Source organism: Micromonospora sp. II (assembly GCF_001709195.1).
Taxonomy (GTDB): domain Bacteria; phylum Actinomycetota; class Actinomycetes; order Mycobacteriales; family Micromonosporaceae; genus Micromonospora; species Micromonospora chalcea.
Genome location: NZ_LYXF01000017.1, coordinates 24837 through 51824, shown reverse-complemented (window position 1 = coordinate 51824; position 26988 = coordinate 24837). Strand labels below are relative to the sequence as shown.

Here is a 26988-nt window from a genome sequence, read left to right as displayed (position 1 = left end):
GCATGGACCCGGCCCGATCCGTTCGCAGCTCGCGGGCACCGTACGAGGCCCGCCCCGGCCGCCGTGCGGTCGTGGTCCCCGCCCTGAGCGAATTGCAGGGCCCGGTTACCGGCATCGTCGAGTTGCCCCACCGGCTGTTCTGGCAACCCGACCGGCACGTCGACCTCGACGTTCCGGGGCTGCTCGCCTGGATGTACGAGACGGTGCTCACCGAAGCCGTTCATCCCGACGAGCTGCGCACCTGGCTGCACGGACCCACCCTCGTCCGGCTGTGGCCCGAGCTTTACGTGCCCCGCGGTGTCCGCCGCGCCTGGGAAGAGAGCCACCCGGTGCTGCGCGCCCGGGACGTCGCCGCCTGATGTCACCCGCGCCGGACCCGTTCCAGCACGAGGTCGCCCGTATCGCGCTCGCCGTGGCCGGCCGACACGGCTTCGCCCTCGCCGGCGGCCAGGCCCTCATCGCCCACGGCATCGGCGCCCGTCCCACCGAGGACGTGGACCTGTTCACCGATCTCGACGGCGGGGTCACCGCAGCCGCCGAGCTGGTGCACGCCACCCTGCTCGATGCCGGGTTTCAGGTCGAGACCATCGCCGAGCCCACCGAGCTGGACGATGTCTTCTACGGCTTCGAACACGACATGACCGAGTTCGAGGTTCGCCGCGACGACCGGACCGTACGACTGCAACTCGTGCAGCGCCAGCCCGATCGTGCTCGACGTCGGGCCGGTGCTGCACCTGGACGACGTGATCGGCACCAAAGTCGCCGCCATGGTGACCCGTGCTCAACCCCGCGACTACATCGACGTAGCCGCCGCGCTCCGCCGGTACAGCAGGAACGACCTGGTGGACCTCGCACGGCGTGCCGACCCGGCGCTCACCGACGAAGAGTTCCAGGACGCGCTGCAGCGCCTCGACCGCCTCCCCGACACTGTCTTCGCGCTCTACCGCCTCACCCCGGCTGAGATCCACGACCTCCGGCACGCGTTCTCCGAGTGGCCGCGATGACTCGGCCCCGTTGAGCGGAGTCGCGATCGATCGACCGGCCGCCTCCGACGCGGTCGGGTCACCCCTCGTCCGGCGACCAGGACGCCGCCGCCAGGTCCACCCGGTCGCCGCGCAGCGGGCACCCCTCGGCGAGCAGCCGTTCCCGCGCCTTGCGCTCGTGACCCGGCGGCAGCCGGCCGGCCGAGTTCACCACCCGGTGCCACGGCACGCCGCCCCCGTGCCGCGCCATGATCGAGCCGACCAGCCGCGGCGACGCCCGCCCGGAGCGGTCGGCGAGCGCGTCGGCCACCGCCCCGTACGACATCACCCGGCCCGGCGGGATCCGCTCGACAAGTGCCAGCACCGCCTCGACGTACTCGTCAGGTGTCACGAGCTGCCACGATATGGGAACGCGCCGCGGCGTCACAGACCGCAGCGCGCAGAATGGTCGGGTGCGCGAAGCAGTCACCTCGGCCCGCCGGATCGTCGTCAAGATCGGTTCGTCCTCGCTGACCACCGCGACCGGCGGCCTGGACGACGCCCGGGTCGACGCGCTCGTCGACACGCTCGGCGGGCTGGCCGCCGCCGGACGCGAGGTGGTGCTGGTCTCCTCCGGCGCGATCGCCGCCGGTCTCGCCCCGCTGCGGCTGCCCCGGCGCCCGCGCGACCTGGCCACCCAGCAGGCCGCCGCCAGCGTCGGCCAGGGCCTGCTGATCGGACGGTACGCTGCCGCGTTCGCCCGGCACGGCCGCACCGTCGGGCAGGTGCTGCTCACCGTGGACGACGTGACCCGGCGCGCTCACTACCGCAACGCGTACCGGACGCTGCGGAAACTGCTCGACCTGCGGGCCGTGCCGATCGTCAACGAGAACGACACGGTGGCCACCGAGGAAATCCGGTTCGGCGACAACGACCGCCTCGCCGCGCTCGTCGCCGCGCTCGTCGACGCCGACCTGCTGGTGCTGCTCTCCGACGTCGACGCGCTCTGGACCGGCAACCCGGCCCGCCCGGGCAGCACCCGCATCACCGAGGTGCACGGCGAGGGTGACCTCGCGGGCGTGGACATCGGCGGGGCCGGCCGGGCCGGGGTGGGCACCGGGGGCATGGTGACGAAGGTGGAGGCGGCCCGCATCGCGACCGGCTTCGGCATCCCGGTGGTGCTGACCGCCGCGCCGCTGGCCGCGCCGGCGCTGGCCGGGGAGCCCGTCGGCACGTACTTCCACCCGAGCAGCCGCCGTCCCGCCGCGCGCCTCTTCTGGCTGGCGCACGCCACCGCGCCCCGGGGCCGCCTGCACCTCGACCCGGGCGCGGTACAGGCGGTGGTCGGCCGCCGAAAGTCGCTGCTGCCCGCCGGCATCACCGCCGTCGACGGCGCGTTCACCGCCGGGGACCCGGTCGACCTGGTCGACACCGCCGGCGCGCCGGTGGCCCGCGGGCTGGTCAACTACGACGCGGTGGAACTGCCCGGCCTGCTCGGCCGTTCCACCTCCGAACTCGCCGCGGCGCTCGGCCCGGCGTACGAACGTGAGGTCGTCCACCGCGACGACCTCGTCCTGCTGTAAGCAAGGGCCCCTTATTAACAGACGTCTGTTAATAAGGGGCCCCTCCTTAAAACACCTCCGAAGGAGTACGCACGATGAGCGTCGTCGAGCAGGCCCGGCGAGCCCGGGACGCGGCGGAAGCCCTGGCCACGGCCACCCGTACCGTGAAGGACGCCGCGCTGCACGCGATGGCCGACGCGCTCGTGGCGCGTACCCCCGAGGTGTTGGCGGCGAACGCCGCGGACCTGGCGGCCGGGCGCGAGGCCGGGCTGTCCGCGGCCGTGCTGGACCGGCTCGCGCTCGACGAGGGCCGGGTGGCGGCGATCGCCGACGCGCTGCGCCAGATGGCCGCGCTGCCCGATCCGGTCGGTGAGGTGGTACGCGGCTCGACGCTGCCCAACGGCCTGGAGCTGCGCCAGATCCGGGTGCCGTTCGGGGTCGTCGGCATCGTCTACGAGGGCCGGCCGAACGTGACAGTCGACGCGGCCGGGATCTGCCTGAAGTCCGGCAACGCGGCGCTGCTGCGCGGCTCCTCGTCGGCCGCGCACTCGAACGCGGCGCTGGTCGAGGTGCTGCGCGACGCGGTCGCCGGCGCCGGACTGCCGGCCGACGCGGTGCAGCTGCTCGACTCCAGTACCCGTGACTCGGTCAAGGAACTGATGCGCGCCCGCGGCCTGGTCGACGTGCTGATCCCGCGCGGCGGCGCGTCGCTGATCCGCGCCGTGGTCGAGGAGTCGACGGTGCCGGTGATCGAGACCGGCGTGGGCAACTGCCACGTGTACGTCGATGCCGCCGCCGACCTCGGCAAGGCGCTGGCGGTCACGTTGAACGCCAAGACCCAGCGCCTGTCCACCTGCAACACCGCCGAGTCGCTGCTGGTGCACCGCGACGTCGCGGACGCGTTCCTGCCGGCGGTGCTCGCCGCGTTCGCCGAGGCCGGGGTGACCGTGCACGGCACGCCCGAGGTGGCCGCCCACTCCGACGCCGTGGTGCCGGCCACCGAGGAGGACTTCGGCACCGAGTACCTCTCCGCCGACATCTCGGTCGCCGTGGTCGACTCGCTCGACGCGGCGGTCGCGCACATCCGCCGGTACGGCACCGGTCACACCGAGGCGATCGTCACCGACTCGCAGCGGGCGGCCCGGGAGTTCGTGGCCCGGGTGGACTCGGCCGCGGTCATGGTCAACGCGTCCACCCGGTTCACCGACGGCGGCGAGTTCGGATTCGGCGCGGAGATCGGCATCTCGACGCAGAAGCTGCACGCGCGCGGCCCGATGGGCCTGCCGGAGCTGACCAGCACCAAGTACGTGGTGACCGGCGACGGTCACCTGCGCTGACCGACCTTGCCCGTTGTGGCGCGCCGGCGCCACCCCCGCACCTCTGATGCCGCCACTTCCCCGAACTGGTGTTGATCATCAGCTGGCCGGGCTAGGCGATCTGGAGTGGATCTCCGTCGGCCGGTGCGGCGGGGTCGACCGGCGGAACTGTGCCGGGCTGCGGCGGTGCGGCGATCACCTGGGCGGTGGGCTCCGATGGCGGCGTGACCAGCGGAGGCAAACCCGGGGACACCGGGGCGGCCGGTGGCACCGCAACCGCCGGAGGCAGAGCGGGCGGCACCGGGCCGGGCAGCAGCTCCGACACCAGCTGCGCGGCAGGCCCGGCGCTCTCGTCGGGAAGCAGATCGGGCGTGACGATCCAGGCGGACCACGGCCCCTGCCCGCTGTCCGCACCGGCCGACACCTCAGCACCGGCCGCCGGATCAGGCCCTGCTCCCGATCCGGGCATCGCATCCGGCCCGGTGTCCGGACGGAACCAGGTATCCGGCCCGAGACCCGGGGCCGGAAACAGCTCCGGCGCGCCGTCCGACAGCGCGGGCGCGATCCCGGCCGACGGGTCGGTGCCGAAACTGGACGACAGGTCGGAGCCGAAGCCCGCCGAAGGGTCGGAAGCGGGACCCGCCGATGCGACCGATGCCTCGGCCGGGCCGGTCAACGGGCGAGCCGGGCCGGTCAACGGGCGAGCCGGGGCGGGCTGCGGAGACACGGGCGCAGGCGACGCGGGCGTGGAGGCGGGCGGCCCAGAGTCGGGCGCGGGCGGCGGAGACGTCGATGCGGGGAGCCGGCGCGGGCGCGGGGCCGGCACCGCGGGCGGCGGGGGCAGCTCGGCGGGGCGCGGCGCCACGAACGGCGCGCCGGACACCGGGACCTCGGGCGTGTTCGGACGGCACGCCCGGATCGCCCGCAGCGTGGTGTGCACGTCGAACTGGTGACCGTCGTCGCTGTCCCAGCCGCCGTCGCTGCGCTGCGTCTCGGCGAGCCGCCTGCGCGCGGAGACCAGCAGCCACTGCTCCTCGCCGACGTCGACCCGGCGCAGTGTGGCGGCGAGCCAGGCCACGTCGGCCGGGGACATCTGCGGGATCCGGTCGGCCAGCACCGCCTGGATGCGCGCCGACTCGTAGTACATCTGCTGGCGGTGCAGCACCGCGGCGGCGAGCCAGCCGGCGGGCAGGAAGGACGGCCAGCTCCCGTCCGGCGCGAGCTGGGCGGCGAGCGCCTGGGCCGCCGCCTGGACCACACCGGCGTACGCGCCGCCGACCCGGTGGTCCAGCGGCCCGGCGGCCCGGGCGTCCAGCCCGGCCACCGTGAGCCAGAATCCGGCGTTGGCGGTCTGGTAGAGCCGGGCCTCCGGATCGCCGGGGGTGGCCCATTCGGGGGCGAGCCCGGCCAGCGACGGATCCTCGTCCCAGCCGCCGTCTGGTAGTTGCCGGGCGGCCAGCCAGTCCAGCGCGTGCCGGGCCGCCGGGCGGCCGAGCGCGCCGAGGTCGTCCAGCTCGGCCAGGCGGAAGCAGGTCGCGTCGATCGAGGCGACTTCGCCGTCGAGTACGGCGGGCCAGCCGCCGCCCGGCGCCGGCCCGGACTCGGCGGCGTCGAGCACGTCGGACGGCACCGGAGCGCCGGTGCGCAGCCGGGAGAGACGGGCGCGGTCCACCGCGTCTCCGTGAGCGACGACGAATCCGATCGCCGCGTCCAAGTCCACCACGGCCCTGACGGTACTGGCGCGGCCGGGGTTACGCCTCGGTAGCTCGGTCAGGGCCGGTACCGCCCACCGGTCGCCGAACGCATCCACCTGCGGGTCGGGCGACCAGGCGTTTGTCCACGCCACGGGGTACGGAGAGCACGATGGGCCCGCCCGGGGAACCGGGCGGGCCCATCGACGCGACTCAGTACGACGGCAGGGACGGGTCGATCTGCTTGACCCAGGACAGCACACCGCCCTGGACGTGCACGGCGTCGTTGAAGCCGGCCGCCTTCAGCGCGGCGAGCGCCTCGGCCGAGCGGACGCCGGACTTGCAGTGCAGCACGATCTGCCGGTCCTGCGGGAACTTCGCCAGCGCCTCGCCGGAGAGGATCTCGCCCTTGGGGATGAGCGTCGAGCCGGGGATGCGGACGATCTCGTACTCGGCGGGCTCGCGCACGTCGACCAGGAAGATGTCCTTGCCGGAGTCCTGCCAGTCCTTCAGCTCCAGCGCGGTGATGGTCGAGTCGACCACCGCCTCCTGCGCCTCGTCGGAGACCGCGCCGCAGAAGTCCTCGTAGTCCTCCATCAGGTCGGTGAGGGTCGGGTTCTCGCCGCAGAGCACGCAGTTCGGGTCCTTGCGGACCTTGATCTTGCGGTAGCTCATCTCCAGGGCGTCGTAGACCATCAGCCGGCCGACCAGCGGCTCACCGATGCCGGCGAGCAGCTTGATCGCCTCGTTGACCTGGATCGACCCGATGGACGCGCAGAGCACGCCGAGCACGCCACCCTCGGCGCAGGAGGGGACCATGCCGGGCGGCGGCGGCTCCGGGTAGAGGCAGCGGTAGCAGGGCCCGTGCTCGGCCCAGAACACCGACGCCTGGCCGTCGAAGCGGTAGATCGAACCCCAGACGTACGGCTTGCCGAGCAGCACCGCGGCGTCGTTGACCATGTACCGGGTGGCGAAGTTGTCGGTGCCGTCCACGATCAGGTCGTACCGGGAGAAGATGTCCCGGACGTTCTCCCGGTCCAGCGCGGTGTTGTGGATCTCCACGTTGACCAGCGGGTTGATCTCGCGGATCGACGCGGCGGCGGACTCGGCCTTGGAGCGGCCCACGTCGGAGACGCCGTGGATGACCTGGCGCTGCAGGTTCGACTCGTCGACGGTGTCGAAGTCGATGATGCCGAGCGTGCCGACACCGGCCGCGGCCAGGTAGAGCAGGGCCGGCGAGCCGAGGCCGCCGGCGCCGACACAGAGCACCCGGGCGTTCTTCAGCCGCTTCTGCCCCTCGACCCCGACGTCCGGGATGATCAGGTGGCGCGAGTATCGGCGGATCTCGTCTACGGTCAGCTCGGCGGCGGGTTCGACGAGCGGGGGCAACGACACGGTGGACTCCCCGGGATCGGCGGTGTGACCGCGCCATTGTCGCTCGCCCGGACGGGGATCGGCCATGATGAGGGACACTCGGCCCGAACTGCGGGACCGGGAATAACTCAGACCCCGTCGGTGGGCTCGCCGGAGTATCGGGCCCCGTCGACGTACGGCCAGGCGTTCGGCAGGCAGCCGTCCAGCCCGTACGTCTGCTGCTGCATCACCGGGGCGGGCGCGCCGGGCGCGGGGCACGCCTGGTGCAGCTCGCCGAACTCGTGCCCGACCTCGTGGTTGATCACGTAGGTCCGGTAGACGTCCAGCGGGGCGCTGTAGTCGGGCACTGCCGTCATCCAGCGGGCCAGGTTGAGCACGACCCGGCCGGGCAGCCGGCAGGAGGTGTACCGGTCGGTGCGCAGTCCGCCCTCGGCGCACATCCGCTCCGAGGTGACGGGGGTGGCGAGGTAGACGGTGAAGTCGGCGGCGGCCGCCTCGGGCACCCGCTGCACCCGCAGTTCCCCCGAGGCAATCCAGCTGCGCGGGTCGCCGAGCACCGCGTCCACGGTGGCGGCGAAACCGTCGGCGTCCTGCCCCGTACCGTGCTCGACCTCGACCCGGTAGCGGCGCAGCGGCCCGGCGTGTCCGCGTACCGGGGATCGGCCCTGGGCCACGGCGAACGTGCCGGGGCCGGCGGTGGGGTAGCCGGTCGGCGGCGCGGCCGGGACGTCGGCCTCGGCGGCCCCGCGGGCGAGCGACGGCTCGGCCGCGAGCGACGTCCCGCCGGGCCCGGGGGCGTTCAGCCGGGTGACGCCGACCGCTCCGCTGCCGGCGGCCAGCAGCATCGCCAGCAGCAGCACCGAGCGGCGGCGACGACGGCGCATGCGGCGCACCGTGGGACGCTCGGCCGGGTGACGGGGCGGCGGTCGGCGGCGCGGCTCGGCGTGCATGTCGTAAGGGGACGACGAGGTCATGACATCAGCGTGCCATGCAATTCGGGCATTTAGCTGCTTTTGCCGCCTATGCCGCGAATGTTCTTCACGAACCGGCGGTCACAGGCTCGGCCCGGCGTACCGCTTCCCGCCCACGTAGGGCCACGGGTTCGGGCGGCAGCCGTTGAGGAAGAGCGTCTGCTGCTGCATCACCGGCGCGGCCCGCCCCGCCCGCGGACACCCCTCGTGCCGGTGCCCGAGCTGGTGGCCCACCTCATGATTGATCACGTAGAGCCGGTAGTCGTCGAGCGTCATCCCGGCGGCGACGAGGTGCGGCGCGGAGGTCCGCCACCGGTCCAGGTTGATCACCACCTTGCCCGGAACCCGGCAGGACGTGTACGGCACGCCGCCCACGCGGATGTCGATCCCGCCCGCGCCACACAACCGCCGCGCCGTCTCCCGGGTGGCCAGGTAGATCGTGAAGTCGTACCCGCTGCCCGGCCCGACCCGCTGCAACCGCAACCGGCCGCCGTCCACCCAGCTCCCCGGGCCGGCCAGCGCCCGCTGCACCGCATCGCCGAAGTCGCGGACCTGCTCGCCCGAGCCGTTCTCGACCGCCACCCGGTACCGCTGCAGCGGCCCGGATCGGCCCAGCACCCCGCCGGGCCGGTCGTCGTAGCCGAAGCTGCCCCGCCCCTTCGCCGGCCCCGGGTCGGACAGCGTCAGCACCGGCGGCGAGGAACTGGGCGTCACCACCGGCGACGGGGACACGCTCGGCGGCGTCCGCGTCGGCGCCGGAGGCTGGGCCACGAACCCGTCGGTGACCCGCGTCCCCGCCCCCGCCGACGGAAGTTGCAGCGCCGCGCCGACGCCGACCGCGGCGACGGCGAGGAAGGCGCACACCACGAGGGCGGAGCGCCAGGGACGAGCGGAGGCCCGGGACCGGGCGGTGCGGGGAGGGCGTGAGCTGGGCATCCGGCTCAGCCTGCCATGTCGCGCCCCGTTCCGCTCTCCCCCGCACCGGCGTCCGGCGACGACGGCTCGCCGAGCAGCCCCAGCACCGCCCGCGCCACCGTCCGCGGGACCTCCAACTGCGCCACGTGCCCGACGCCGTCGAGCATCAGCAGCCGGCTGTCCGGGATCACGCGGGCCGCCTGCGGCGCCACCCGGACGTCGACCAGGCGGTCCTGCCTTCCGCCCACCACCAGCGTGGGCGCCCGCACCGCCGCCGCCTGCCGCCACAGCGCGCCCTCCCCCGGCAGGTACGAGCGCAGGAAACTGCCGACCAGTCCCCGGAAGGTACGCACGTACGCGGCGGCGTGGTGCGCGGCCTCGTACCGGACCCGGATCTCGTCGATCGCCTCCTGCCGGCGCTGATCGCTGATCCGGGTCAGGTCCGCGACGCACGCCTCCATCACCTGCTGCGCCGCCACCTCGGGCGTGAACTGGGCCAGCCGCCAGGCGGCCAGCCGCTCACCACGGGGGATCGCCAGCAGCGGAAGCATCCGCCCCTGCAACGAACGCCGGAAGTCCAGGAACGGCAGGGCCGGCGAGATCAGGGTGAGCGTGCGGACCAGGTCCGGCCGCAGCGCCGCCACCCGGACCGAGATCGCGCCGCCGAGCGAGTTGCCGAACAGGTGCACCGGCCCCCGGTCGGTGTGCTCGATCCAGCGGATCACCCGGTCGGCGAAGGCCGGGATGGTGTAGCGCGGTCCGGGCTCGCTGCGCCCGAAGCCGGGCAGGTCGATCGCCTGGCCGTCGAGCCGGCCGGCGAGCAGGCCGGCCAGGTCGGTCCAGTTCTGCGCGGACCCGCCGAGGCCGTGCACGTACAGCGCCGGTTCCGCGCCGGGCCCGGTCGCCGGGGTCTCCCGGACGTGCACGAGCGTGCCGTCGAGCCGGACGTGCCGGCCGGGCCAGGGCGGCGGGACCTCGTGCGCGGGGAGGCTGTGCTCCGGCCAGAGTGCGGCGCGTTTCATGTCTCCAGTCTTCCCCGCGCGCGCCGTACCGCACACCGTTCAGGCGAGCAGCGCCTCCAGCCGCCGGTTCACCGCCGCCAGCGTGGCCCGCACGACCGCCTGCCGGGGATCCCCGGCGACCAGGGCCGACCCGGCCAGTTGCTCCACCCAGCCGTCGCAGACCAGCAGCACGACAACGGTCGCCACCTCGCAGTTGCCGAACGGCACCACGGCGGCGTGCTCCACGAAGCACCGGCCGTGCTCACCGGCCGGGACGCCCCGGCCGAGCAACTCGTCCACCGCCGCGGCCGCCGCCACCGCGCACAGCCGCAGCACGTACCCGTCGACGGCCGGCCCGGTCGCGTGGCCCTCGGCCGTCCGGTCGCCCGCGATCAGGCGGACCTCAGTGGTGGCGTCCAGGCCGAACGTGCTCACCAGGACGTGCTCGATGACCACCCGGGGCCCGGGCGCGCCGCCGGTGTCGAGCGGTCGCGACGGCGCGGTCTCCGTCGTGGTCATCTGCCCACCGGAGTACGAGGTGCCGAGCGTCACCGGGCTGCCGGTGGACATGCCGGTCGGCGCGGCGGCCAGCGACGTCTCGTCGACAGCGGCCCGGCCCCGGTGGGTGGCCTGCCGGCGGCGGCGCGGCGGCTCGTCGCCCTCGGCCGGGGCGTCGGCCGGACGCGCGGCGCGGTCCGTGCCGCCGAACCGTCCCTCACCGGAGCGGTTCGCGGCCGGGCGCACCACACCGGTACGCGGCGGCGTCTCGTCCCCGGCCGGTCCGGGCTCGTCACCGTTGCGGGGCGCGGGCACCGCCGTCCGCGTCTCGTCCGGCAGGGCGCGGGCGTGAATCGGCCCGGGTGAACGGCCCTCGCCCGCCCGTGCCTCACCGGCCCGGTCCAGCCGGGCCGATCGGCGGCGCAGTGGGGCCGGCGGCGGCACGACCGGCGCGCCGGGCAGGTTCTGCGGCGCCGCCGCCAGGCCCATCCGCTCCTGGAGCAGCCGGGCCACCAGGCGGCTGACCTCTGCCGGGTCCGCGCCGTCGGCCAGGTCGAGCCGGAGGCTGTGCGCGCCGGCCGGGGTACGGCGCAGCGCCGCGTCCCGTACGCCGGCCACCTCGCGGACCGCGTCCAGGATCGCGTTGACGTCGAAGCCCTCCGGGCGCTCACGCAGCGGCGCGGGTTCGTCGTCCCGGCGCAGGTGGGTGGCGATGCGGGCGAGTTCGGGGGTCTCGGCGGACGGTTCCACTGCAGGCGGCTCCGGCACGACTGGCACGTCCGGCTCGGCGGGGACGCGCTGCGGCAGCACCACTGGGGCCGGTTCCTCCGGTCGGGGCTCGGTGGCCGCGTCGGCGGCCGGCACGGGTTCCGGCGCGGACCGGCGGGCGGCGTAGGGGGGCGCGCTCGCCGGCTGGGGCGCGGAGGTGCGGTCGGTGTGGGCCGCGCCGCTCGTGGCGGGGACGCCGGAGGTCGGCCCGGCCGGCACACCGGAGATCGGCCCGGCCGGGACGCCGGACGTCGGCCGGGCCGGCACGCCCGAGATCGGCTGTGCCGGGAGGCCGGACGTCGGCTGCGCCGGGACTCCGGAGATCGGCCGGGCAGGGGCGGCCGGCGGCTGCCGGGGATCGTCGGCGGTCTCACCGGTGGCCCGGGTCGCGGGGTTGGCGACGGGCGCGGCGGCAGGCGGCGGCCCGGCGGGCGCGGCGGGGTAGCCGGGGAACGTCGGCGTGTACCCGCCGGCCGGGGCGGGTGGGGCGCTCGCCGGCTCGGGACCGGTGGCCGGGTTCACCGGCGGGACCGGCACCGGCGGCCCGGCCCACGAGGGTCGCTCGTACCCGTGCGGCGGCTCGCCGTCGCCCCGGGCCAGCCGGAACGGCCGGGTCGCCTCACGCGCCGGCTCCGGACCGGTGCCCGGCTCGGACTCGTACTGACGCGGCGGTTCCGGCTCGTACGGCCGGGTCGGTTCCGGTCCGGCGGCCGGCTCGGCGCGCAGCGGCTCGTACGGCCGTACCGGCTCGGGCCGGGGCGGCTCGTAGCCGGACGGCGGCTCGACGCGGGCCGGCATGTACGGCCGCACCGGCTCGGGCGCCCACTCGGCCGCGCGCTCGTCGCGGGCCGGCCGGTCGTCCCAGCCCGCCCGGTCGTCCCAGCCCGCGCGGTCGTCATGGCCGGCACGGTCGTCGTGGGCCGCGCGGTCGTCGTGGCTGGCACGGTCGTCGTGGCTGGCACGGTCGTCATGGGCCGAGCGGTCGTCGCGGGCGGCGCGGCGGCCGGCGGTGTCGTCCTCCCGCTCGCGCCGGTCGGCGGGCTCCGCGGCGCGGCGCGCCGCCGGCTCGTCGGTGCGGGCCCACGGCGGGGCCCAGCCGTCGCCCCAGCTCGGGCGGTTCCAGGACGGTCCGGACCAGTCGGGTTCACCGGCGCCCGGGTCGTCCGCGGCGGGCTCCCGGGAGTCGGCGGCGGCCCGGGGCCCGGCGGCGCCCGCCGGTCCGTCCGGCGGGCGGACGTCGCCCACGGGCTGCGCGGAACGGCCGGCCGGATCGGCGGACGGCTCGCCGGGCGCCCGGTCGGCCCAGCCACGGGAGAGCGACGGGGTGGACTCGGTGTTCGGCGCGTGGAAGCCCGGTGGCACCTCGAAGCCGGATGCGGCGGCGCCGACCGGCGGCACCTGCAGGGCCGGGGGCGCGGAGGCGGGGCCGCTCTCGGCCCAGCGGGGCGCGGCGGCCGGGTCGTCGGCGGCGTGCCGGGAGCCGGCGGCGTCGGCCGGGTTCACCTGCTGCTCGGCCGGGGGCACCGGTCGCGGGGCCGGTACGGCCAGCCGCTCGCCGTCGCTCTGCCGGGGCGGTTCGTCCGCCGGCGGGGCACTGACCGGCGCCTGGCGGGTCACGCGCGACTCCTCCCCGGCGTGGTGCACGCCGTTGACGTGGCGGCCGTTCACCGGTCCCGGCTCCGGTCGGCCGGGTAGCGGAGCCGGCAGGTCACCGTGCCGGGGCGAGGAGGCGGCCCAGCCGCCGAGATCGCCGTAGGGCCAGCCGCCGGGCGCCGGAGCACCACGGGACCAGCCGTTCGGCGGGGGCGCCCAACCGCCGCCGGTACGGGCGGGTTCGTCCTGCCGGCCCGTCCCGTCGCCGTGCTCTCCCGGGGTGGCGGCTCCGGGTTGCCCTGTTTCACTCACCGCGCGCTCCTTGGTCGCCCCCGCTGAGGCTACCGTGTGGTGACAGTGGCGATAAGTTACAGCGGCGGGCCAATTCCGCGACGGGTTCACGAACCCGCACCGGTTCGGGTGATACGTGCCGGCTCGTACGCAGATACTCGGAGGTTCCCATGACCGCAGTGGGGAACGGTGCACAGACCGCCGGTCGGCCCACCCGCCTGCCCCGCTCGGCACGCCGTAAGCAGCTGCTCGCCGCTGCTCAGGAGGTGTTCGTCGCGCAGGGCTACCACGCCGCCGCGATGGACGACATCGCCGRGCGGGCCGGGGTCTCCAAGCCGGTGCTCTACCAACACTTCCCCGGGAAGATGGAGCTCTACCTGGCGCTGCTGGACACGCACTGTGACGCGATAGTGGCAAACGTGCAGGGCGCCATGAGCAGCACCAGCGACAACAAGGAACGGGTCAGCGCCGCGGTCCGCGCGTACTTCGACTTCGTCGACCACGAGAGCGAGGCGTTCCGGCTGGTCTTCGAGTCCGACCTGCGCAACGACCCGGCGGTGCGGCAGCGGGTGGAGCGGGTCGAGCAGGGCTGCATCGCGGCCATCACCGACACGATCATCTCGGACACCGGCGTCAGCCGGTCGCATGCCGAGCTGCTCGCATCGGGCCTGGTCGGCGCCGCCGAGACGGCCGCCCAGTTCTGGCTCGCCGGCGGCCGGCAGGTGCCCAAGGCGGAGGCCGAGGCGCTGGTCGCGGCCCTGTCCTGGCGGGGCATCGCCAGCTTCCCGCTGCAAGGTGAGTCAGCCTGAACATCGGGCCGCCGGATCGGATAGCCTTCCCACGGTGGCTTTTTCGCCCCAGTTGAGGAGGCACAGTGGAGGTCAAGATCGGCGTGCAGTACGCGCCGCGGGAGCTGGTCCTGGAAAGCGCGCAGTCGCCGGCCGAGATCGAGCAGATCGTGACCGACGCCTTCGCCAGGAGCGAGGGCACGCTCTCCCTGACCGACGAGAAGGGCCGGCGCGTGATCGTGCCGGTCGGCAAGGTCGCCTACGTCGAGATCGCCGAGGCGTCGCCTCGCGCGGTCGGGTTCACCGTTCGCTGATTCCCGCGGCGCCGGCCGCCGTGGCGGGCCTCCCGCCACGGCGGCTCAGTTGTTCAGCCCGACCGCCGTCATCCGCGCGGTGTGCGCCTCGGTCAGCCGGCGCAGCAGCCCCGGCACGTCCCCGCCGGTCCGGCCGATCAACGCGCTGAGCGCGCCCCGGTCGGCGGCGGCGACCCGGCCGGCCTGGGACAGCGCCTCCCCGAGCAGCCGCCGGGCCCACATGGAGAGCCGGCCCGCGGCCCGGGGATCGGCCTCGATCGCGGCCCGGATCTCGGCCGCGGCGAACTCGGCGTACCGGGAGTCGTGCAGCACGTCGAGCAGCAGCGTCCGCTCCGGCCCGTCCAGGCCGTCGGCGATCCCGCGCAGGAAGTCGTCGGTGATCGCGTCGCCCACGTACGCCTTCGTCACCGCCTCCGCCCAGTCCCGCGGCTCGGTCGAGTCGTGGTACGCCCGCAGCGCCTCGACGTAGGGGACCATCGCCTCCTCCGGGGTGACGCCCCACGCGGCGAGGCGGTCGGTCAGCCAGCGATAGTGGGCGATCTCCGCGGCGGCCATCTCGCTGAGCGCGGCGCGGCGGCCCAGGTCGGGCGCGAGGCGGGCGTCGGCGGCGAGGCGGTCGAAGGCGAGCAGTTCGCCGTACGCGACGAGCCCGAACAGGTCGATCGCGGCGGGATCGGGGGCGGTGGGACCGGCGGCGGCAGTGCCGGTCGCGGCGGGGTCGGGGGCGGCCACGAGCGCAGGCTACCGGCGCCAACGCTGTGACTCAAGTCACAGCGAGCCGCCCCGCGCGCACGGCCACCACCTGGGAATCGGGACGACTCAGGGGCCGTTCAGGTAGGATGAGACAGTTGCCGTGGGCACCGATTCGGTCAGCTTCGCTGATCAAGACCGGTCCCCGACGCGCGTGCGGCCCGGTCCGGCTCGGCGATTCGCCCCCGACCGCGTGGCCCGCGCCACACACCGAACGCGCCCTGAGGACATGAGGGGCGCACCACGAGAGGGCACCCCCACATCCACATGAGCGACCAGATTTCCGGCCAGCCACTGGCCCCCACCGCTCCGGTCCCGCCGGAGGCACCCACGTTCGCCGCGCTCGGCGCGCGGCAGGAAACCGTCGAGGCGCTGGCCGCCGCCGGCATCACCCGCGCCTTCGCCATCCAGGAGTACGCGCTGCCGATCGCGCTGCGCGGCGTCGACCTGATCGGGCAGGCCCCGACCGGCACCGGCAAGACGCTCGGCTTCGGCATCCCGCTGCTGGAGCGCGTGTTCGCCCCGTCCGAGGGCAGCGACGGCGTCCCGCAGGCGCTCGTCGTCGTACCCACCCGTGAGCTGGGCATCCAGGTCGCCAAGGACCTCGACGCCGCCGGTCGCACCCGGGGCGTCCGGGTGCTGCCGATCTACGGCGGCGTGGCGTACGAGCCGCAGATCGAGGCGCTGCGCAGGGGCGTCGAGATCCTGGTCGGCACCCCCGGCCGCCTGCTGGACCTGCAGAAGCAGAAGCACCTGCGGCTCGACCGGGTCCGCGCGCTCGTCCTCGACGAGGCCGACCGCATGCTCGACCTGGGCTTCCTGGACGACGTCGAGAAGATCCTGGCGATGCTGCCGGAGGACCGGCAGACCATGCTGTTCTCGGCCACCATGCCGGACCCGATCGTCGCGCTGTCGCGGCGGTTCCTGCGCCGGCCGGTGACGATCCACGCCGGGCACACCGCCGAGACCGGCCCGTCCCCGCAGACCACGCAGCTCGCGTACCGCACGCACTCGCTGAACAAGGTCGAGATCGTGGCGCGCATCCTCCAGGCGGAGGGCCGTGGCCTGACCATGATCTTCACCCGTACGAAGCGGGCCGCCGACCGGGTCGCCGAGGATCTCGACTTCCGTGGTTTCGCCGTGGCCGCCGTGCACGGCGATCTCGGCCAGGGCGCGCGGGAGCGGGCGCTGCGGGCGTTCCGCGCCGGCAAGATCGACACGCTGGTCGCGACCGACGTGGCGGCCCGGGGCATCGACGTCACCGGCGTCACGCACGTGATCAACTACGACTGCCCCGAGGACCAGGACACCTACACCCACCGCATCGGCCGTACCGGCCGGGCCGGGGCCACGGGTGTCGCGGTGACGTTCGTCGACTGGGACGACATGCCCCGCTGGCGGATCATCGACAAGACGCTCGGGCTGGACATGCCCGAGCCGCCGGAGACGTACCACACCTCCGCGCACCTCTACACCGACCTGGCCATCCCCACCGACGTCAGCGGCACGCTGCCGACCGCCGAGCGCACCCGCGCCGGCCTGTCCGCCGAGGTCGAGGAGGACCTGGGTGGCGGCGGCCGGGCACGCCGGGGCGCGCGTCGGGGTGACAGCCGGGGCCGCGAGCGCGGCGACCGTGGTGACCGCGGTCGGGGCCGTACCAGCGACGGCGGGGACGCGCCCGCCGGGCAGGCCGAGGCCGGGGACGGCGAGGCGACCCGTACGCCGCGTCGGCGGCGGCGTCGCCGGGCCGGCGAGACGGTGGCCGGCGAGCCGACCGCGGTGATCAGCACCGAGGGCTCGACCGAGGCCCCCGCCGCACCGCAGGCCGCGGAGGGTGAGACGGCGAGCAAGCCGCGTCGCCGTCGTCGCCGCCGCAGCGGCAGCACCGGCGCGCCCGCCGAAGCCAGCAACGCCGACTGACGAACACCAACGGAAACGGCCTCCCGGACCCCGGTCCCGGAGGCCGTCCCCGTCCCACGACCGCCGGACCCACGCGGTGATCATGAAGTTGACGGCGCGACACGCCGTGCTCACGTACGGCCAACCTCATGATCGACCAGGTCGGCGGGGTGGGTGGAGAACTGGAGAGGTAGGTAGGGATGCCGGAAGCGCTGGAATCGGCGCTCGCCGAGGTACGGACGCTGCTGCTCGCGCCGGGGCTGACCCGGGCGGTGGCCGCCGGGCGGCGTCGTGGGCAGCGTCCCTCGGTGGTACGCGCGGAACTGCGCCCGGTCGCGCTCAAGAGCGGCCCCCGGTTGCAGATCGCCACTTCCGACGGGTCACGGCCGCACACCCGCAACGTGGCGCCGGGAGCCGAGGCCGACGCCGCGGTGGACGAACTGCTCGCCGAGCCGTTCGGCAACTGGCACGTCGAGACCGCCGACGCCACGATCCAGCTCCGGGTGACGAAGTCCGGTGAGGCGCAGGTGCACCGCGCGGCGGCCAGCCGTACCGCCGGCGAGCCGGAGCGGCACGACCGGGCCAAGGAGTGGCTGCTCGACCCGGGTGATCCCCTCTTCAAGGAGATCGGCGGCTCGGCGGCCAAACGCCGGCAGGTCGACGCGTTCCTGCGCGCGCTGGCCGCGACGCTGCCCGACGACCTCACCGGCGCGCTGCGGGTGGTGGACCTGGGCTGCGGCAACGCGTACCTGACCTTCGCCGCCTACCGCTACCTGCTGCGGCGCGGCCTGGACGTGACACTCGTCGGCGTGGACGTACGCGAGGACCAGCGCCGCCGCAACACCGAGCTGGCCGAGCGGCTGGGCTGGGCCGACCGGGTCAGCTTCGTGGCCGGCACCATCGCCGAGGCGCCCGTCGAACCGGCGCCGGACCTGGTGCTCGCGCTGCACGCCTGCGACACCGCCACCGACGAGGCGCTGGCCCGGGCGGTGCGCTGGGACGCCCGCTGGGTGCTCGCCGCGCCCTGCTGCCACCACGACCTGGCCGCCCAGCTCCGGGCCCGCCCGGCGCCGGGACCGTACGAGCTGCTGACCCGGCAGGGCATCCTCCGGGAGCGGTTCGCCGACGTGCTGACCGACGCGCTGCGGGCCGGTCTGCTGCGCCTGCACGGGTACCGCGCCGAGGTGGTGGAGTTCGTCGACTCCCAGCACACGCCGCGCAACCTGCTCATCCGGGCACGCCGGACGGCCGGAGCGCCGACCGACGGGCAGCGCGCCGAGTATCGCGAGCTGGTCGGCCAGTGGGGCGTGACGCCCCGGCTGGAGACGCTGCTGGCGGAGCGGGCCTGAGGGGCGCGCTACCGCCCCCGGTCGCCCCGGTTGCGATCGCCCCGGTCCAGCACAGACACGCGCTCACCACGGTTGGCGGGCCGCTCGCCGTCCTCGGCCGCGGTCGGGAACGGCACCACCTTCCCGCCGAGCTGCTCGGCGTTGCCGGCGGCGGCGAAGGCGTTCCACGAGATGTCCACGAGCATCCGCTTCAGCTCGGCATGCCGGAGGGCGGCGTTGCGCTGCAACGCCATCCGCGCTCCCAACACGACCGAGGCCAGCGTGGTGCAGATCGCGCCGGTCGCGGCGATCAGGTGTACGCCGGTCGCCTCGCCACCGCGTACCGCCAGCACCAGCAGCCAGATCCAGAAGCCGAGAGCGAACAACGCGGCCTTGGCCACGAAGAAGAGGCTCACCGCGCCGGGGCGATGCGGTACGGGACGGTCCGGCTCGGCCATGCTTCTCCTCCATCGATTCTCAGGGTTCACTCAGCCTATTACCCGAAGCGCATTACCCGAAGCAAGCTTCCGCATTCACCGAGTCCCGCCGACGAGATCTCCGGACCGATCAGTCAGTTACTTCTGCGCCCCGGCGTACTAGGCTCGATCGGCAGAGCCGGGCCACCGGCGGGAGGGGCAGATCCGACAGGGATGGGTTCGGCAGACGTTTCGCCGCAGATGGCCTTCGCGCGCTTCGTACGCCGGGCCATCGACGACGCGCGCGAGGAACGCGGCTGGACGGTCACCGATCTGGCCACCCACACCGGAGTCGGCCGCTCGACGGTGTTCCGCTGGCTGGCCGGCGACTGGCAGGACTACCCCGAACTCGCCAAGGTGCGCGGCTTCTGCGCCGCTCTCGACCTGCCCGTGGCGGCCGCGTTCCGCGCGCTGGGCCTGCCCGACGCCGGGCCGGTGCCGCGCCGCCGAGGTGCCGAGGAGGGTCCGGTGGAGGCCGACGTGCGGGTGATCCTGGACCGGCTGGCCGACCCGAGCGTGCCCGCCGAGGAGAAGCACCACATCCGCGATCTGCTCCGCTACCTGGCCCGCCGCCCGGTCCGCCGCGCCGGCTGACCGAGGGCTCAGGCCACCGTCAGCGTGAACTCGGCGGTCCGCACCACGCCGCCGACCTGGAAGTCCAGGAACATCCGGTAGTTGCCCGGCCCCGGCGCGGTCAGCCAGAACGTCACCTCGTCGCCGTCGCGCACCGGCTCCGGGTGTACGTGCAGGTAACCGAGGTCGCCCTCGCGCAGCGCGACCAGGTGCCCGAACGCGCCGAGGTACGGCTGAAGCGGCGCTGCCGCGCCGTCCGCGCCGGTGATCCGGAACCGCAGCGGCACCGAGCGTCCCACCTCCGGGGTGCCCGTGTACGCGGCGGTGAACCCGTCGACGGTGGCCGACGTCGCGGCGGCGGGCAACGGCCGGGGCCGGTACGCGCCGGGCGCGGCCAGGTCGGCGCCGAGCACCACGGCGACCTGTCCACCGTCGTCGGCGACGGCGGTGAAGTCCGCGTACATCCGCCAGGAGCCCGCCTCGATCGGCCCGAGCGGCACCGACCAGGTGCCGTCGGCGGCCATCGTGGGGTGCAGGTGCAGGTAACCGCTCAGGTCACGGCGCACCACGATCACATGCATCGGCTTGTCGTGCACCACGGCGAACCGGGTGACCGCGCGGCGCTTGTCGTCGCGGATCTGGAAGCGCAGCTCACCGGCGCGGCCGGCGGTCAGCTCGGCGTTCGACGGGACCAGCGTGTAACCGGCCGAGGTGATCGACAGCCCGGCCGCGCCGTCGCCGCCGCCCTGGGTGACGGTGGCGCCGTCGTGGGAGTGCGCGCCGGTGCCGGGCGCGTGGGCGTGCATGCCGCCGTCGCCCGTGGTGGCCCCGCTCGCCGTGGCTGCGGGCCGCGCCGGGTCGGCGGGCGCGTTCATCCGGCCGAGCCCGAACCCGAGCAGCACGGCGAGCACGAGCCCGCCCACCACCAGGGCCAACCGCAGCGTCTCCCGATCCACCGCGACCGGGCCGCCCGCGGCCACCCCGGCGCGGGGCGGTGTCGCGCCGGCCACGGCGTCGTCGGGGACGACGCCGGTGCCGGACGTGCCGGACGACGACTCAGGCACCGCCGCCGACCAGCTCGTAACCCGCCTCGTCCACGGCGGCACGGACCGACTCGACCGCCAGCGGGGCGTCACTGGTGACGGTGGCGGTGCCACCGGCCAGATCGATCCGGACCTCCTCGACGCCGGGCAGCGCGGACAGCTCCTCGGTCACCGCCCGGACGCAGTGTTCGCAGGTCATCCCGGTCACGGCATACGTCTGGACGACGGGTAGCTGCTCGGTCATGACCCCACGGTACCGCCGGTCACCTGCGGCTCCGCCGACGGTCCGCCGACGGTGGCGACGCTCGCATTCCGGCCGCGCCGGGAACTTTTCGACGGCCGGGACCTGTCACGCGGACGCGACGGGTCAGGCGGCCACCGCGAGCGCCAGCGGCAGCACGTCCGGCGCGCCGGCCCGGCGCAGCAGCCGCGCCACCATGGCCATGGTCCAGCCCGAGTCGACCAGGTCGTCCACCAGCAGCACCGGCCCGTCCAGCCCCGGCAGCGCGTCGGCCAGCTCGTCCGGCAGGCGGAAGGCGTCGTGCAGCGTGCGTACCCGCTGGGCGCTGTTGCCGCGCGGCCCGCCGGCGGCGGTCGGACCGGCCGGGACGACGTGGCCGAGCAGCGGCAGCCGGCCCACGGCGGCGATCCGCTCGGCCAGCGAGCCCACCAGCAGCGGTCGCGTCCGCGAGCCGACCGCCACCACGCCCACCGGCCGCCGGGGCCACGGGTCGTCGCCGTGCGCCCACGCCTTCAGCACCTCGACCACGGCCGCCACCACGTCGTCGGGCACCGGGCCGTCAGGCGCCTCCGGCCCGACCAGCCCGCGCAGCCGCCCGCCCCACCCCAGGTCGGAGAGGCGTCCCACGGCCCGGCCGGGCAGCGCCTGCTCCGCCGGGGGGATGCGGCCCTTCAGGGGTACGCCGACCGCGTCCAACCCGGTCGGCCAGAGCTTCTTCGGCGGGATCGGCACGCCGGGGCGCCCGAGGAACGTCTGCGCGGCGGTCAGCGCCTCGTCGGAGACGGCTGCCTCGAACAGCGGGCCGGCGCAGTTGTCGCACCGCCCGCAGTCGGCCGCCCCGGTGTCGTCCAGCCCTTCCCGCAGGTAGCGCATGCGGCAGCCGGACGTCGACGCGTACTCCCGCATGGCCCGCTGCTCGGCGGCGCGCGCGTCGGCGACGCGCCGCAACCGGGCCTCGTCGTAGACCCACGGCTCGCCGGTGGCGAGCCAGCCGCCGCGCACCCGGCGGACCACGCCGTCCACGTCGAGCACCTTGAGCATCAGCTCCAGCCGGGCCCGGCGCAGGTCGACCACCGGTTCGAGGGCCTGGGTGGAGATCGGCCGCTCGGTGTCCAGCGCGGCCAGCACGGCGCGGACCTGTTCCTCGGGCGGGAAGGCGAGCGAGGCGAAGTACCGCCAGATGGCCGCGTCCTCCACGCCGGGCAGGAGCAGCACCTCGGCGTGCTCGACGGCCCGGCCGGCGCGGCCGACCTGCTGGTAGTAGGCGATCGGCGACGGCGGCGCGCCCAGGTGCACCACGAAGCCGAGGTCGGGCTTGTCGAAGCCCATGCCGAGCGCGCTGGTGGCGACCAGCGCCTTGATCTTGTTGTCGAGCAGGTCCTGTTCGGCGGCCCGCCGGTCGGCGTCCTCGGCCTGCCCGGTGTAGGAGGCGACCGACCAGCCCCGGCCGCGCAGGAAGTCGGCCGTCTCGGTGGCCGCCGCGACGGTGAGCGTGTAGACGATCCCCGAGCCGGGGAGCCGGTCCAGGTGGTCGGCCAGCCAGGCCAGGCGGTGGGCCGGGCTCGGCAGGTCGAGTACGCCCAGGCGCAGCGACTCCCGGTCCAGCGTGCCCCGCAGCACCAGCGCGTCACCGAGTTGCTCGGCCACGTCCTGCGTGACCCGGGCGTTGGCGGTGGCGGTGGTGGCGAGCACCGGCGTGCGCTCGGGCAGGTTGGCCAGGAACGTCCGCAGCCGCCGGTAGTCGGGGCGGAAGTCGTGCCCCCAGTCGGAGACGCAGTGCGCCTCGTCCACCACCAGCAGCCCGGTGGTGGCGGCGAGCTTCGGCAGTACGCCGTCGCGGAAGTCCGGGTTGTTCAGCCGCTCCGGGCTGATCAGCAGCACGTCGACCGCCCCGGCGTGGATCTCGGTGGTGATCTCGTCCCACTCGTCCAGGTTCGCCGAGTTGATGGTGCGGGCCCGGATGCCGGCGCGGGCGGCCGACTCGACCTGGTTGCGCATCAGCGCCAGCAGCGGCGAGACGATCACCGTCGGCCCGTGCCGGTTGCCCTCGCGCAGCAGCGCGGTCGCCACGAAGTAGACGGCCGACTTGCCCCAGCCGGTGCGCTGCACGCAGAGCACCCGCCGCCGGTCGACCACCAGCGCCTCGATGGCCCGCCACTGGTCCTCGCGCAGCCGGGCGTGGTCACCCGCCAGCCGCCGCAGCACCGCTTCGGCGCGTTCCCGTACGGCCGTCCGATCCTGGCTCATCCGGCATTTCTACCAGGAGCGGCGGGGGCCGCCGTCCCTTCCGCGTGTCAGCGGCCGAGTACGGAACCGCCGTTGACGCCGAGCACCTGCCCGGTGACGTACCCGGCGGACGGGCCGACCAGGTAGCTGACCGCCGCCGCGATGTCGTCCGGCACACCGGCCCGGCCGACGAGCGTGGCGGCGACGCGCTTGGCGTGCCCCTCGGGCGTCATCCGGTCGCCGAAGAACTCGGTCTCGGCCACGTAGCCAGGGCTGACCACGTTGACGGTGATCTGGTCCGGGCCGAGTTGGGCGGCCAGGTCGTACGCCCAGCCGTGCAGCGCAGCCTTCGCTGCCGAGTACGGCCCGCCGCCGCCGCGCTGCGCGGCGATCGAGCTGAGCAGGACAACCCGGCCGCCGGGGCGGCGCAGGGCGGGCAGCAGCGCCTCGGTGAGCAGTACGGCGGTGAGCACGTTGGCGTCCAGGTTGGCCCGCCACCAGTCCGCCACCCCGTCGAGCGAGTCGGTGGACCCGCCCAGGAATCCACCGGCGTTGTTGACGACGGCGTCCACGGCGCGCTCACCCACGGCGTCCACGACCGCGCCGACCTGCCCCGGATCGGTCAGGTCGGCGACGACGGCCGTGACCGCCCCGTCCCGCCCGCTCTCGTCAGAGATCCGCCGCGCGGCGGCGTCGAGCACGTCCCCCCGCCGCCCCACCACGAGAACGTCGAATCCGTCCCCGACGAGCCCCCGCGCCACGGCAGCCCCGATCCCGGTCCCACCCCCACTGACCACAGCCAGCCGCCGCTCCCCCATGACCGCTCCCCTTCCCCGCTCCCCACCTCTCCCCGTTGATCAAGGAGTTTGCGTCATCCTAACCGCGAAATCAGGACACAAACTCCTTGATCAACGGGGTGGAGGGAGGGGGCCGGAGGTCAGCGGGGGCGGTGGAGGGCCTTCAGGAGGGGGGTCACGCGGGAGCGCAGGCTGGCCAGGCCGCCGGGGAAGAAGTAGACGGCCAGGATGAACACCGTGCCCAGGACGAACAGCGGCTGGCTCAGCGGGTGACTGAGGAACGCGGGCAGGCTGTTCACCGCGTCGCTGCTGCCGAACGCGGTGAGCCGGTGGTCCAGGTACATGTAGAGGACGCCGCCCAGCACCGGCCCCCATCGCGTACCGGGGCCACCGAGCACCACCATGACCAGCAGCGACAGCGTCAGCTCCGACGAGGTGATGTGCGGGCTGGCGCCGCCGACGATCAGCACGTAGACCACCCCACCGGCCGACGCGAGCCCGCCCGCGAGCGTGAACGCGACCAGCTTGAACCGGTACGGGTCGAGCCCGAGCACCCCGATCCGCCGCTCGTCGTCGCGCAGACCGGCCAGCACCCGCCCGGTCGGCGAGGCGCTGACCCGGTGCACGACCAGGACCACCATGGCCAGGTACGCCAGCGCCAGCCAGTACAGGTTCACCGTGTTGGTGACGCCCACCAAGGCAGCCGGCAGCCCCGACACGTCCAGCGGCAGGCCCTCCTCGCCACCGGTGAGGCCGCCGAAGTCGCGGGCCACCAGGATCGCCCCGACCTGCGCGAACGCCAGCGTCACCATGGCGAACGCGATACCGACGGTGCGCAGCGCCACCGCGCCGAGCAGCGCGGCGAGCGTGGTCCCGCCGATCACCGTGAGCACGGCGGCCTGCCACAGCGGCAGCCCGGCCTTGGTGACCAGGATGTCGGTGCCGTACACGCCGGCGGCGAAGTAGAGGGCGTGGCCGAAGGAGAGCATTCCGGTCCGCCCGAACAGCAGGTCGTATCCGGCCGCGAGCCCGCCGAACACCAGGCAGATGGCGAGCAGTTGCAGCGTGCCCGGCGAGTTCAGCGGCCCCTCGAAGACCCCGGGCAGGTTCAGCGTCGAGTACGGCAGGATCGCCGCCACCACCAGGGCCACCAACGGCAGGTACGGACGCAGGCCGTGCCAGCGGGAACGCCCGGGGGTCAGTTCGTCGGGCACCTGCGCCGGAGGCGCGTCGACCACCGAGTTGGTCATGCGTGAGCCACCTTTCCGGCCAGGCCCTGCGGACGCAGCAGCAGCACCACGGCGAGCAGACCGACCACGCACAGGTCGCCCAGCCCGGACGTGCCGTAGTAGTTGACGAACTGTTGCAGCAGCCCCACCGCGACTGCCGCGTACGCGGACCCGACCACCGAGCCCATCCCGCCGATCACCACCACGATGAACGCGAAGATCAGCAGTGAGCCGCCCTGCCCCGGCGAGACGGTGCCGAAGTAGACGCCGCCGAGCGCGCCGGCCAGCGCGGCGGCGGCCCCGCCGATCGCGAAGACCAGCGTGAACGCCTTGCGCACGTCGATGCCGAGCGCCGTCACCATCTCCCGGTTCTCCACCCCGGCCCGGATGATCAGGCCGTACCGGGTCCAGCGCAGGAACGCCAGCAACGCGCCGAGCACCACGACGGCGGCGACGATCAGCAGCAGCCCGGCGTTCGGCACCTGCGCGCCGAGCACCGACGTCACGTTCCGGCTCCACTCCGGGCGCGGGAACGGTCGCGGGTCGGCGCCCCAGGTGGCCTGGAGCAGCGCCACCCCGGCCAGCGACAGGCCGACRGTGACGAGCACCTGCTCGATGGTGCGGGAGTAGAGCGGCCGGATCAGCACCAGCTCCACCAGCACGGCGACGAGCGAACCGGCCAGCACGCCGAAGACGACGGCGAGCACGAAGCCGAACCCGTCCGGTCCGGCGCCGGGCAGGTTGCCCGAGGCCCACCACGTCGCGTACGCGCCCACGCCGAGGAACAGCCCGTGCGCGAAGTTGAGCACGTCGGCGAGGCCGAACACCAGGGACAGGCCGGAGGCGACGAGGAAGTAGAGCGCCGCCAGGCCCAGCCCGGTCAGCGTCAGCAGGACCACGGTGTTCACGCGTGCACCTCCCCGGAACCAGAACCCACACCGAGCAACGACTTCGTCAACGCGGTCTCCAGCAGCAACTCCTGGGCGTCACCGGTCCAGGCGACCTTGCCGGCGGAGAGCACCACCGCGTCGGTCGCCAGCCGCCGTACCACCGCCAGGTTCTGCTCGACCAGCAGCACCGGCACGGATTCCGCGACCCGTTCCAGCACCTCGGCCACTTCGGTCACCACCTTCGGCGCCAGCCCTTTCGTCGGCTCGTCGACGAGCAGCAGCCGGTTGTCGTTGAGCAGCACCCGGCCGATCGCGAGCATCTGCTGCTGCCCGCCGGACAGCGAGCCGGCCCGTTGCCGTCCGCGCCGCTCCAGCTCCGGGAAGAGCGAGAAGACCTTGTCGTACGCGGGCGCAACGCCGCGCCGTTCCGCGAGCCGCAGGTTCTCCGCGACGGTGAGCCCGGCGAAGACGCAGCGGTCCTCCGGCACGTAGCCGAGGCCGTCGCGGACCAGCCGGTGGGTGGGGCGGGCGAGCAGGCTGCGCGCCCCCATGCGTACGCTGCCGCGCACCTCGCCGCCGCGCGGCGTCAGCCCGACGATCGCGCGCAGCGTGGTGGTCTTGCCGACGCCGTTGCGCCCGAGCAGCACCGTCACGCCGGTCGGCGCGACCTCGAACGACACGCCCTGGAGGATGTGCAGCCCGGCGATCCGCACGGACAGGTCCGCCACGGACAGGACAGGTTCGGTCATCAGAGCGCCTCCCCCAGGTACGCCTCCTGCACTGTGGCGTTCGCCATCACCGTCTCCGGGGTGTCGCACGCCAGCAGCGCGCCGTGGTGCATCACGGCGATCCGGTCGGCCAGTTCCAGGATCACGTCCATGTGGTGTTCCACCATGAGCACCGCCCGGCCGCTGTCCCCGGTCAGCGACTTGATCACGCTGACCAGCTCGGGCACGTCCTCGGCGCTCACCCCGGCCATCGGCTCGTCCAGCAGCATCACCCGGGGCTCCCCGGCGAGCAGCAGCGCGATCTCCAGCTTGCGCTTCTCGCCGTGGGCCAGGGTGCCGGCGAGCGCCGTACCCCTGTGGTGCAGGCCGACCCGGTCGAGCGCCGCGTCGGCGGCGGCGGCCACCTCCCGGTCGGCCGCCGCCCGCCGCCACAGCTTCATCGAGCCACCCCGGTGTGCCTGTACGGCGAGCCGGACGTTCTCCCGCACGCTCAGCGAGCCGAAGACCGAGGACGCCTGGAAGGTACGCCCCAGTCCGAGCCGGGCACGCCGGTGCGGCGCAAGCGCGGTGATGTCCGCGCCGTCCAGCAGGACCGTGCCCTCGGTGGGCCGGCGCAGGCCGGTGATCAGGTTGAACAGGGAGGTCTTGCCGGCGCCGTTGGGCCCGATCACGCCGAGGAACTCCCCCGGCGCCAGATCGAGGTAGACGGAGTCGACGATGGCGACCTCACCGATCCGCCAGGTCAGACCGCGGGTGGCGAGCAT

Annotated in this window: 26 protein-coding genes and 1 pseudogene; 9 read left to right on the top strand and 18 right to left on the bottom strand. The window is 74.6% G+C overall.

The annotated features are described in order from the left end of the window. Positions 1-2: 2 nt before the first annotated feature. Entirely contained in the window at positions 3-359 is a 357-nt protein-coding gene (locus tag A8711_RS09960; protein ID WP_043328193.1) for a hypothetical protein, read from the top strand. Between the two features lie 2 nt (positions 360-361). On the opposite strand, the gene A8711_RS32780 is transcribed toward A8711_RS09960, so the two are convergent. Beyond that, on the bottom strand, positions 362-769 hold the full coding sequence (locus tag A8711_RS32780; protein ID WP_255365605.1) for a hypothetical protein: 408 nt from the start codon (positions 767-769) through the stop codon (positions 362-364). Here A8711_RS32780 and A8711_RS32775 point away from each other — a divergent pair. Continuing rightward, a complete protein-coding gene (locus A8711_RS32775; RefSeq protein ID WP_146074908.1) occupies positions 768-1004 on the top strand; it encodes a hypothetical protein in 237 nt (78 codons plus the stop codon). The genes A8711_RS32780 and A8711_RS32775 overlap by 2 nt on opposite strands. A 58-nt stretch (positions 1005-1062) precedes the next feature. Here the strand turns inward: A8711_RS32775 and A8711_RS09950 are convergent, their stop codons facing one another. Next, a complete protein-coding gene (locus A8711_RS09950; RefSeq protein WP_043328189.1) occupies positions 1063-1374 on the bottom strand; it encodes an MGMT family protein in 312 nt (103 codons plus the stop codon). Positions 1375-1387: 13 nt separating this feature from the next. On the opposite strand from A8711_RS09950, the gene proB reads away from it, so the two are divergent. Further along, positions 1388-2545, top strand: coding sequence for a glutamate 5-kinase (gene proB, locus A8711_RS09945; protein ID WP_051611346.1), 1158 nt, complete (start codon positions 1388-1390; stop codon positions 2543-2545). Positions 2546-2619: 74 nt separating this feature from the next. Beyond that, positions 2620-3861, top strand: coding sequence for a glutamate-5-semialdehyde dehydrogenase (locus tag A8711_RS09940; protein ID WP_064446638.1), 1242 nt, complete (start codon positions 2620-2622; stop codon positions 3859-3861). 883 nt (positions 3862-4744) lie between these two features. Here the strand turns inward: A8711_RS09940 and A8711_RS33150 are convergent. The 6 genes and pseudogenes from A8711_RS33150 to A8711_RS33145 form a co-directional block, all read right to left on the bottom strand. Further along, positions 4745-5614, bottom strand: a pseudogene (locus A8711_RS33150) (hypothetical protein); the annotation flags it as partial. Positions 5615-5744: 130 nt separating this feature from the next. After that, positions 5745-6992, bottom strand: a complete 1248-nt coding sequence (gene moeZ, locus A8711_RS09930; RefSeq protein ID WP_176722780.1) for an adenylyltransferase/sulfurtransferase MoeZ — start codon at positions 6990-6992, stop codon at positions 5745-5747. A gap of 41 nt (positions 6993-7033) precedes the next feature. After that, positions 7034-7879 (bottom strand): DUF3152 domain-containing protein, encoded by an 846-nt coding sequence (locus A8711_RS09925; protein WP_069088031.1) that lies wholly within the window; start codon positions 7877-7879, stop codon positions 7034-7036. Between the two features lie 78 nt (positions 7880-7957). After that, positions 7958-8812 (bottom strand): DUF3152 domain-containing protein, encoded by an 855-nt coding sequence (locus tag A8711_RS09920; protein ID WP_069088030.1) that lies wholly within the window; start codon positions 8810-8812, stop codon positions 7958-7960. Between the two features lie 5 nt (positions 8813-8817). Continuing rightward, entirely contained in the window at positions 8818-9813 is a 996-nt protein-coding gene (locus A8711_RS09915) for an alpha/beta fold hydrolase (protein ID WP_069088029.1), read from the bottom strand. A gap of 39 nt (positions 9814-9852) precedes the next feature. Then, complete coding sequence (locus A8711_RS33145; protein WP_069088028.1) at positions 9853-12963, bottom strand: hypothetical protein; 3111 nt, start codon at positions 12961-12963, stop codon at positions 9853-9855. Between the two features lie 149 nt (positions 12964-13112). Between A8711_RS33145 and A8711_RS09905 the strand changes: the two genes are divergently transcribed. Beyond that, complete coding sequence (locus A8711_RS09905) at positions 13113-13751, top strand: TetR/AcrR family transcriptional regulator (RefSeq protein WP_069088027.1); 639 nt, start codon at positions 13113-13115, stop codon at positions 13749-13751. Positions 13752-13816: 65 nt separating this feature from the next. Next, entirely contained in the window at positions 13817-14044 is a 228-nt protein-coding gene (locus A8711_RS09900) for a DUF3107 domain-containing protein (protein ID WP_030502928.1), read from the top strand. A 45-nt stretch (positions 14045-14089) separates the two neighbouring features. Here A8711_RS09900 and A8711_RS09895 read toward each other — a convergent pair whose 3' ends face one another. Further along, complete coding sequence (locus tag A8711_RS09895; RefSeq protein WP_069088026.1) at positions 14090-14776, bottom strand: ferritin-like fold-containing protein; 687 nt, start codon at positions 14774-14776, stop codon at positions 14090-14092. Between the two features lie 285 nt (positions 14777-15061). Between A8711_RS09895 and A8711_RS09890 the strand changes: the two genes are divergently transcribed. After that, on the top strand, positions 15062-16714 hold the full coding sequence (locus A8711_RS09890; protein WP_069088025.1) for a DEAD/DEAH box helicase: 1653 nt from the start codon (positions 15062-15064) through the stop codon (positions 16712-16714). A 179-nt stretch (positions 16715-16893) separates the two neighbouring features. Then, positions 16894-18042 carry an SAM-dependent methyltransferase gene (locus A8711_RS09885; RefSeq protein ID WP_043328170.1) on the top strand — a complete coding sequence of 383 codons (1149 nt, stop codon included), beginning with the start codon at positions 16894-16896 and terminating at the stop codon, positions 18040-18042. 8 nt (positions 18043-18050) lie between these two features. Here the strand turns inward: A8711_RS09885 and A8711_RS09880 are convergent, their stop codons facing one another. Further along, the gene (locus A8711_RS09880) at positions 18051-18479 is read right to left on the bottom strand and encodes a hypothetical protein (protein ID WP_069088024.1); all 429 of its coding nucleotides are present in this window, start codon (positions 18477-18479) and stop codon (positions 18051-18053) included. 192 nt (positions 18480-18671) lie between these two features. Between A8711_RS09880 and A8711_RS09875 the strand changes: the two genes are divergently transcribed. Further along, positions 18672-19091, top strand: coding sequence for a helix-turn-helix domain-containing protein (locus tag A8711_RS09875; protein WP_043328166.1), 420 nt, complete (start codon positions 18672-18674; stop codon positions 19089-19091). 8 nt (positions 19092-19099) lie between these two features. Here the strand turns inward: A8711_RS09875 and A8711_RS09870 are convergent, their stop codons facing one another. From A8711_RS09870 to A8711_RS09835, 8 genes are all read right to left on the bottom strand, one after another. Further along, positions 19100-20134, bottom strand: a complete 1035-nt coding sequence (locus tag A8711_RS09870) for a hypothetical protein (protein WP_069088023.1) — start codon at positions 20132-20134, stop codon at positions 19100-19102. Next, positions 20127-20357 carry a heavy-metal-associated domain-containing protein gene (locus tag A8711_RS09865; RefSeq protein WP_043328162.1) on the bottom strand — a complete coding sequence of 77 codons (231 nt, stop codon included), beginning with the start codon at positions 20355-20357 and terminating at the stop codon, positions 20127-20129. Before A8711_RS09865 ends, A8711_RS09870 begins: the two co-directional genes overlap by 8 nt. 123 nt (positions 20358-20480) lie before the next feature. Further along, the gene (locus A8711_RS09860; protein WP_069088022.1) at positions 20481-22601 is read right to left on the bottom strand and encodes a RecQ family ATP-dependent DNA helicase; all 2121 of its coding nucleotides are present in this window, start codon (positions 22599-22601) and stop codon (positions 20481-20483) included. 47 nt (positions 22602-22648) lie between these two features. Continuing rightward, positions 22649-23398 carry an SDR family NAD(P)-dependent oxidoreductase gene (locus A8711_RS09855; protein WP_069088021.1) on the bottom strand — a complete coding sequence of 250 codons (750 nt, stop codon included), beginning with the start codon at positions 23396-23398 and terminating at the stop codon, positions 22649-22651. Positions 23399-23517: 119 nt separating this feature from the next. Further along, positions 23518-24627 (bottom strand): branched-chain amino acid ABC transporter permease, encoded by a 1110-nt coding sequence (locus tag A8711_RS09850; RefSeq protein WP_069088020.1) that lies wholly within the window; start codon positions 24625-24627, stop codon positions 23518-23520. After that, on the bottom strand, positions 24624-25514 hold the full coding sequence (locus A8711_RS09845; RefSeq protein ID WP_069088019.1) for a branched-chain amino acid ABC transporter permease: 891 nt from the start codon (positions 25512-25514) through the stop codon (positions 24624-24626). Before A8711_RS09845 ends, A8711_RS09850 begins: the two co-directional genes overlap by 4 nt. Further along, positions 25511-26245, bottom strand: coding sequence for an ABC transporter ATP-binding protein (locus A8711_RS09840; protein ID WP_069088018.1), 735 nt, complete (start codon positions 26243-26245; stop codon positions 25511-25513). The genes A8711_RS09845 and A8711_RS09840 overlap by 4 nt, the downstream gene beginning before the upstream one ends. Then, positions 26245-26988 carry an ABC transporter ATP-binding protein gene (locus tag A8711_RS09835; protein WP_043328151.1) on the bottom strand — a complete coding sequence of 248 codons (744 nt, stop codon included), beginning with the start codon at positions 26986-26988 and terminating at the stop codon, positions 26245-26247. Before A8711_RS09835 ends, A8711_RS09840 begins: the two co-directional genes overlap by 1 nt.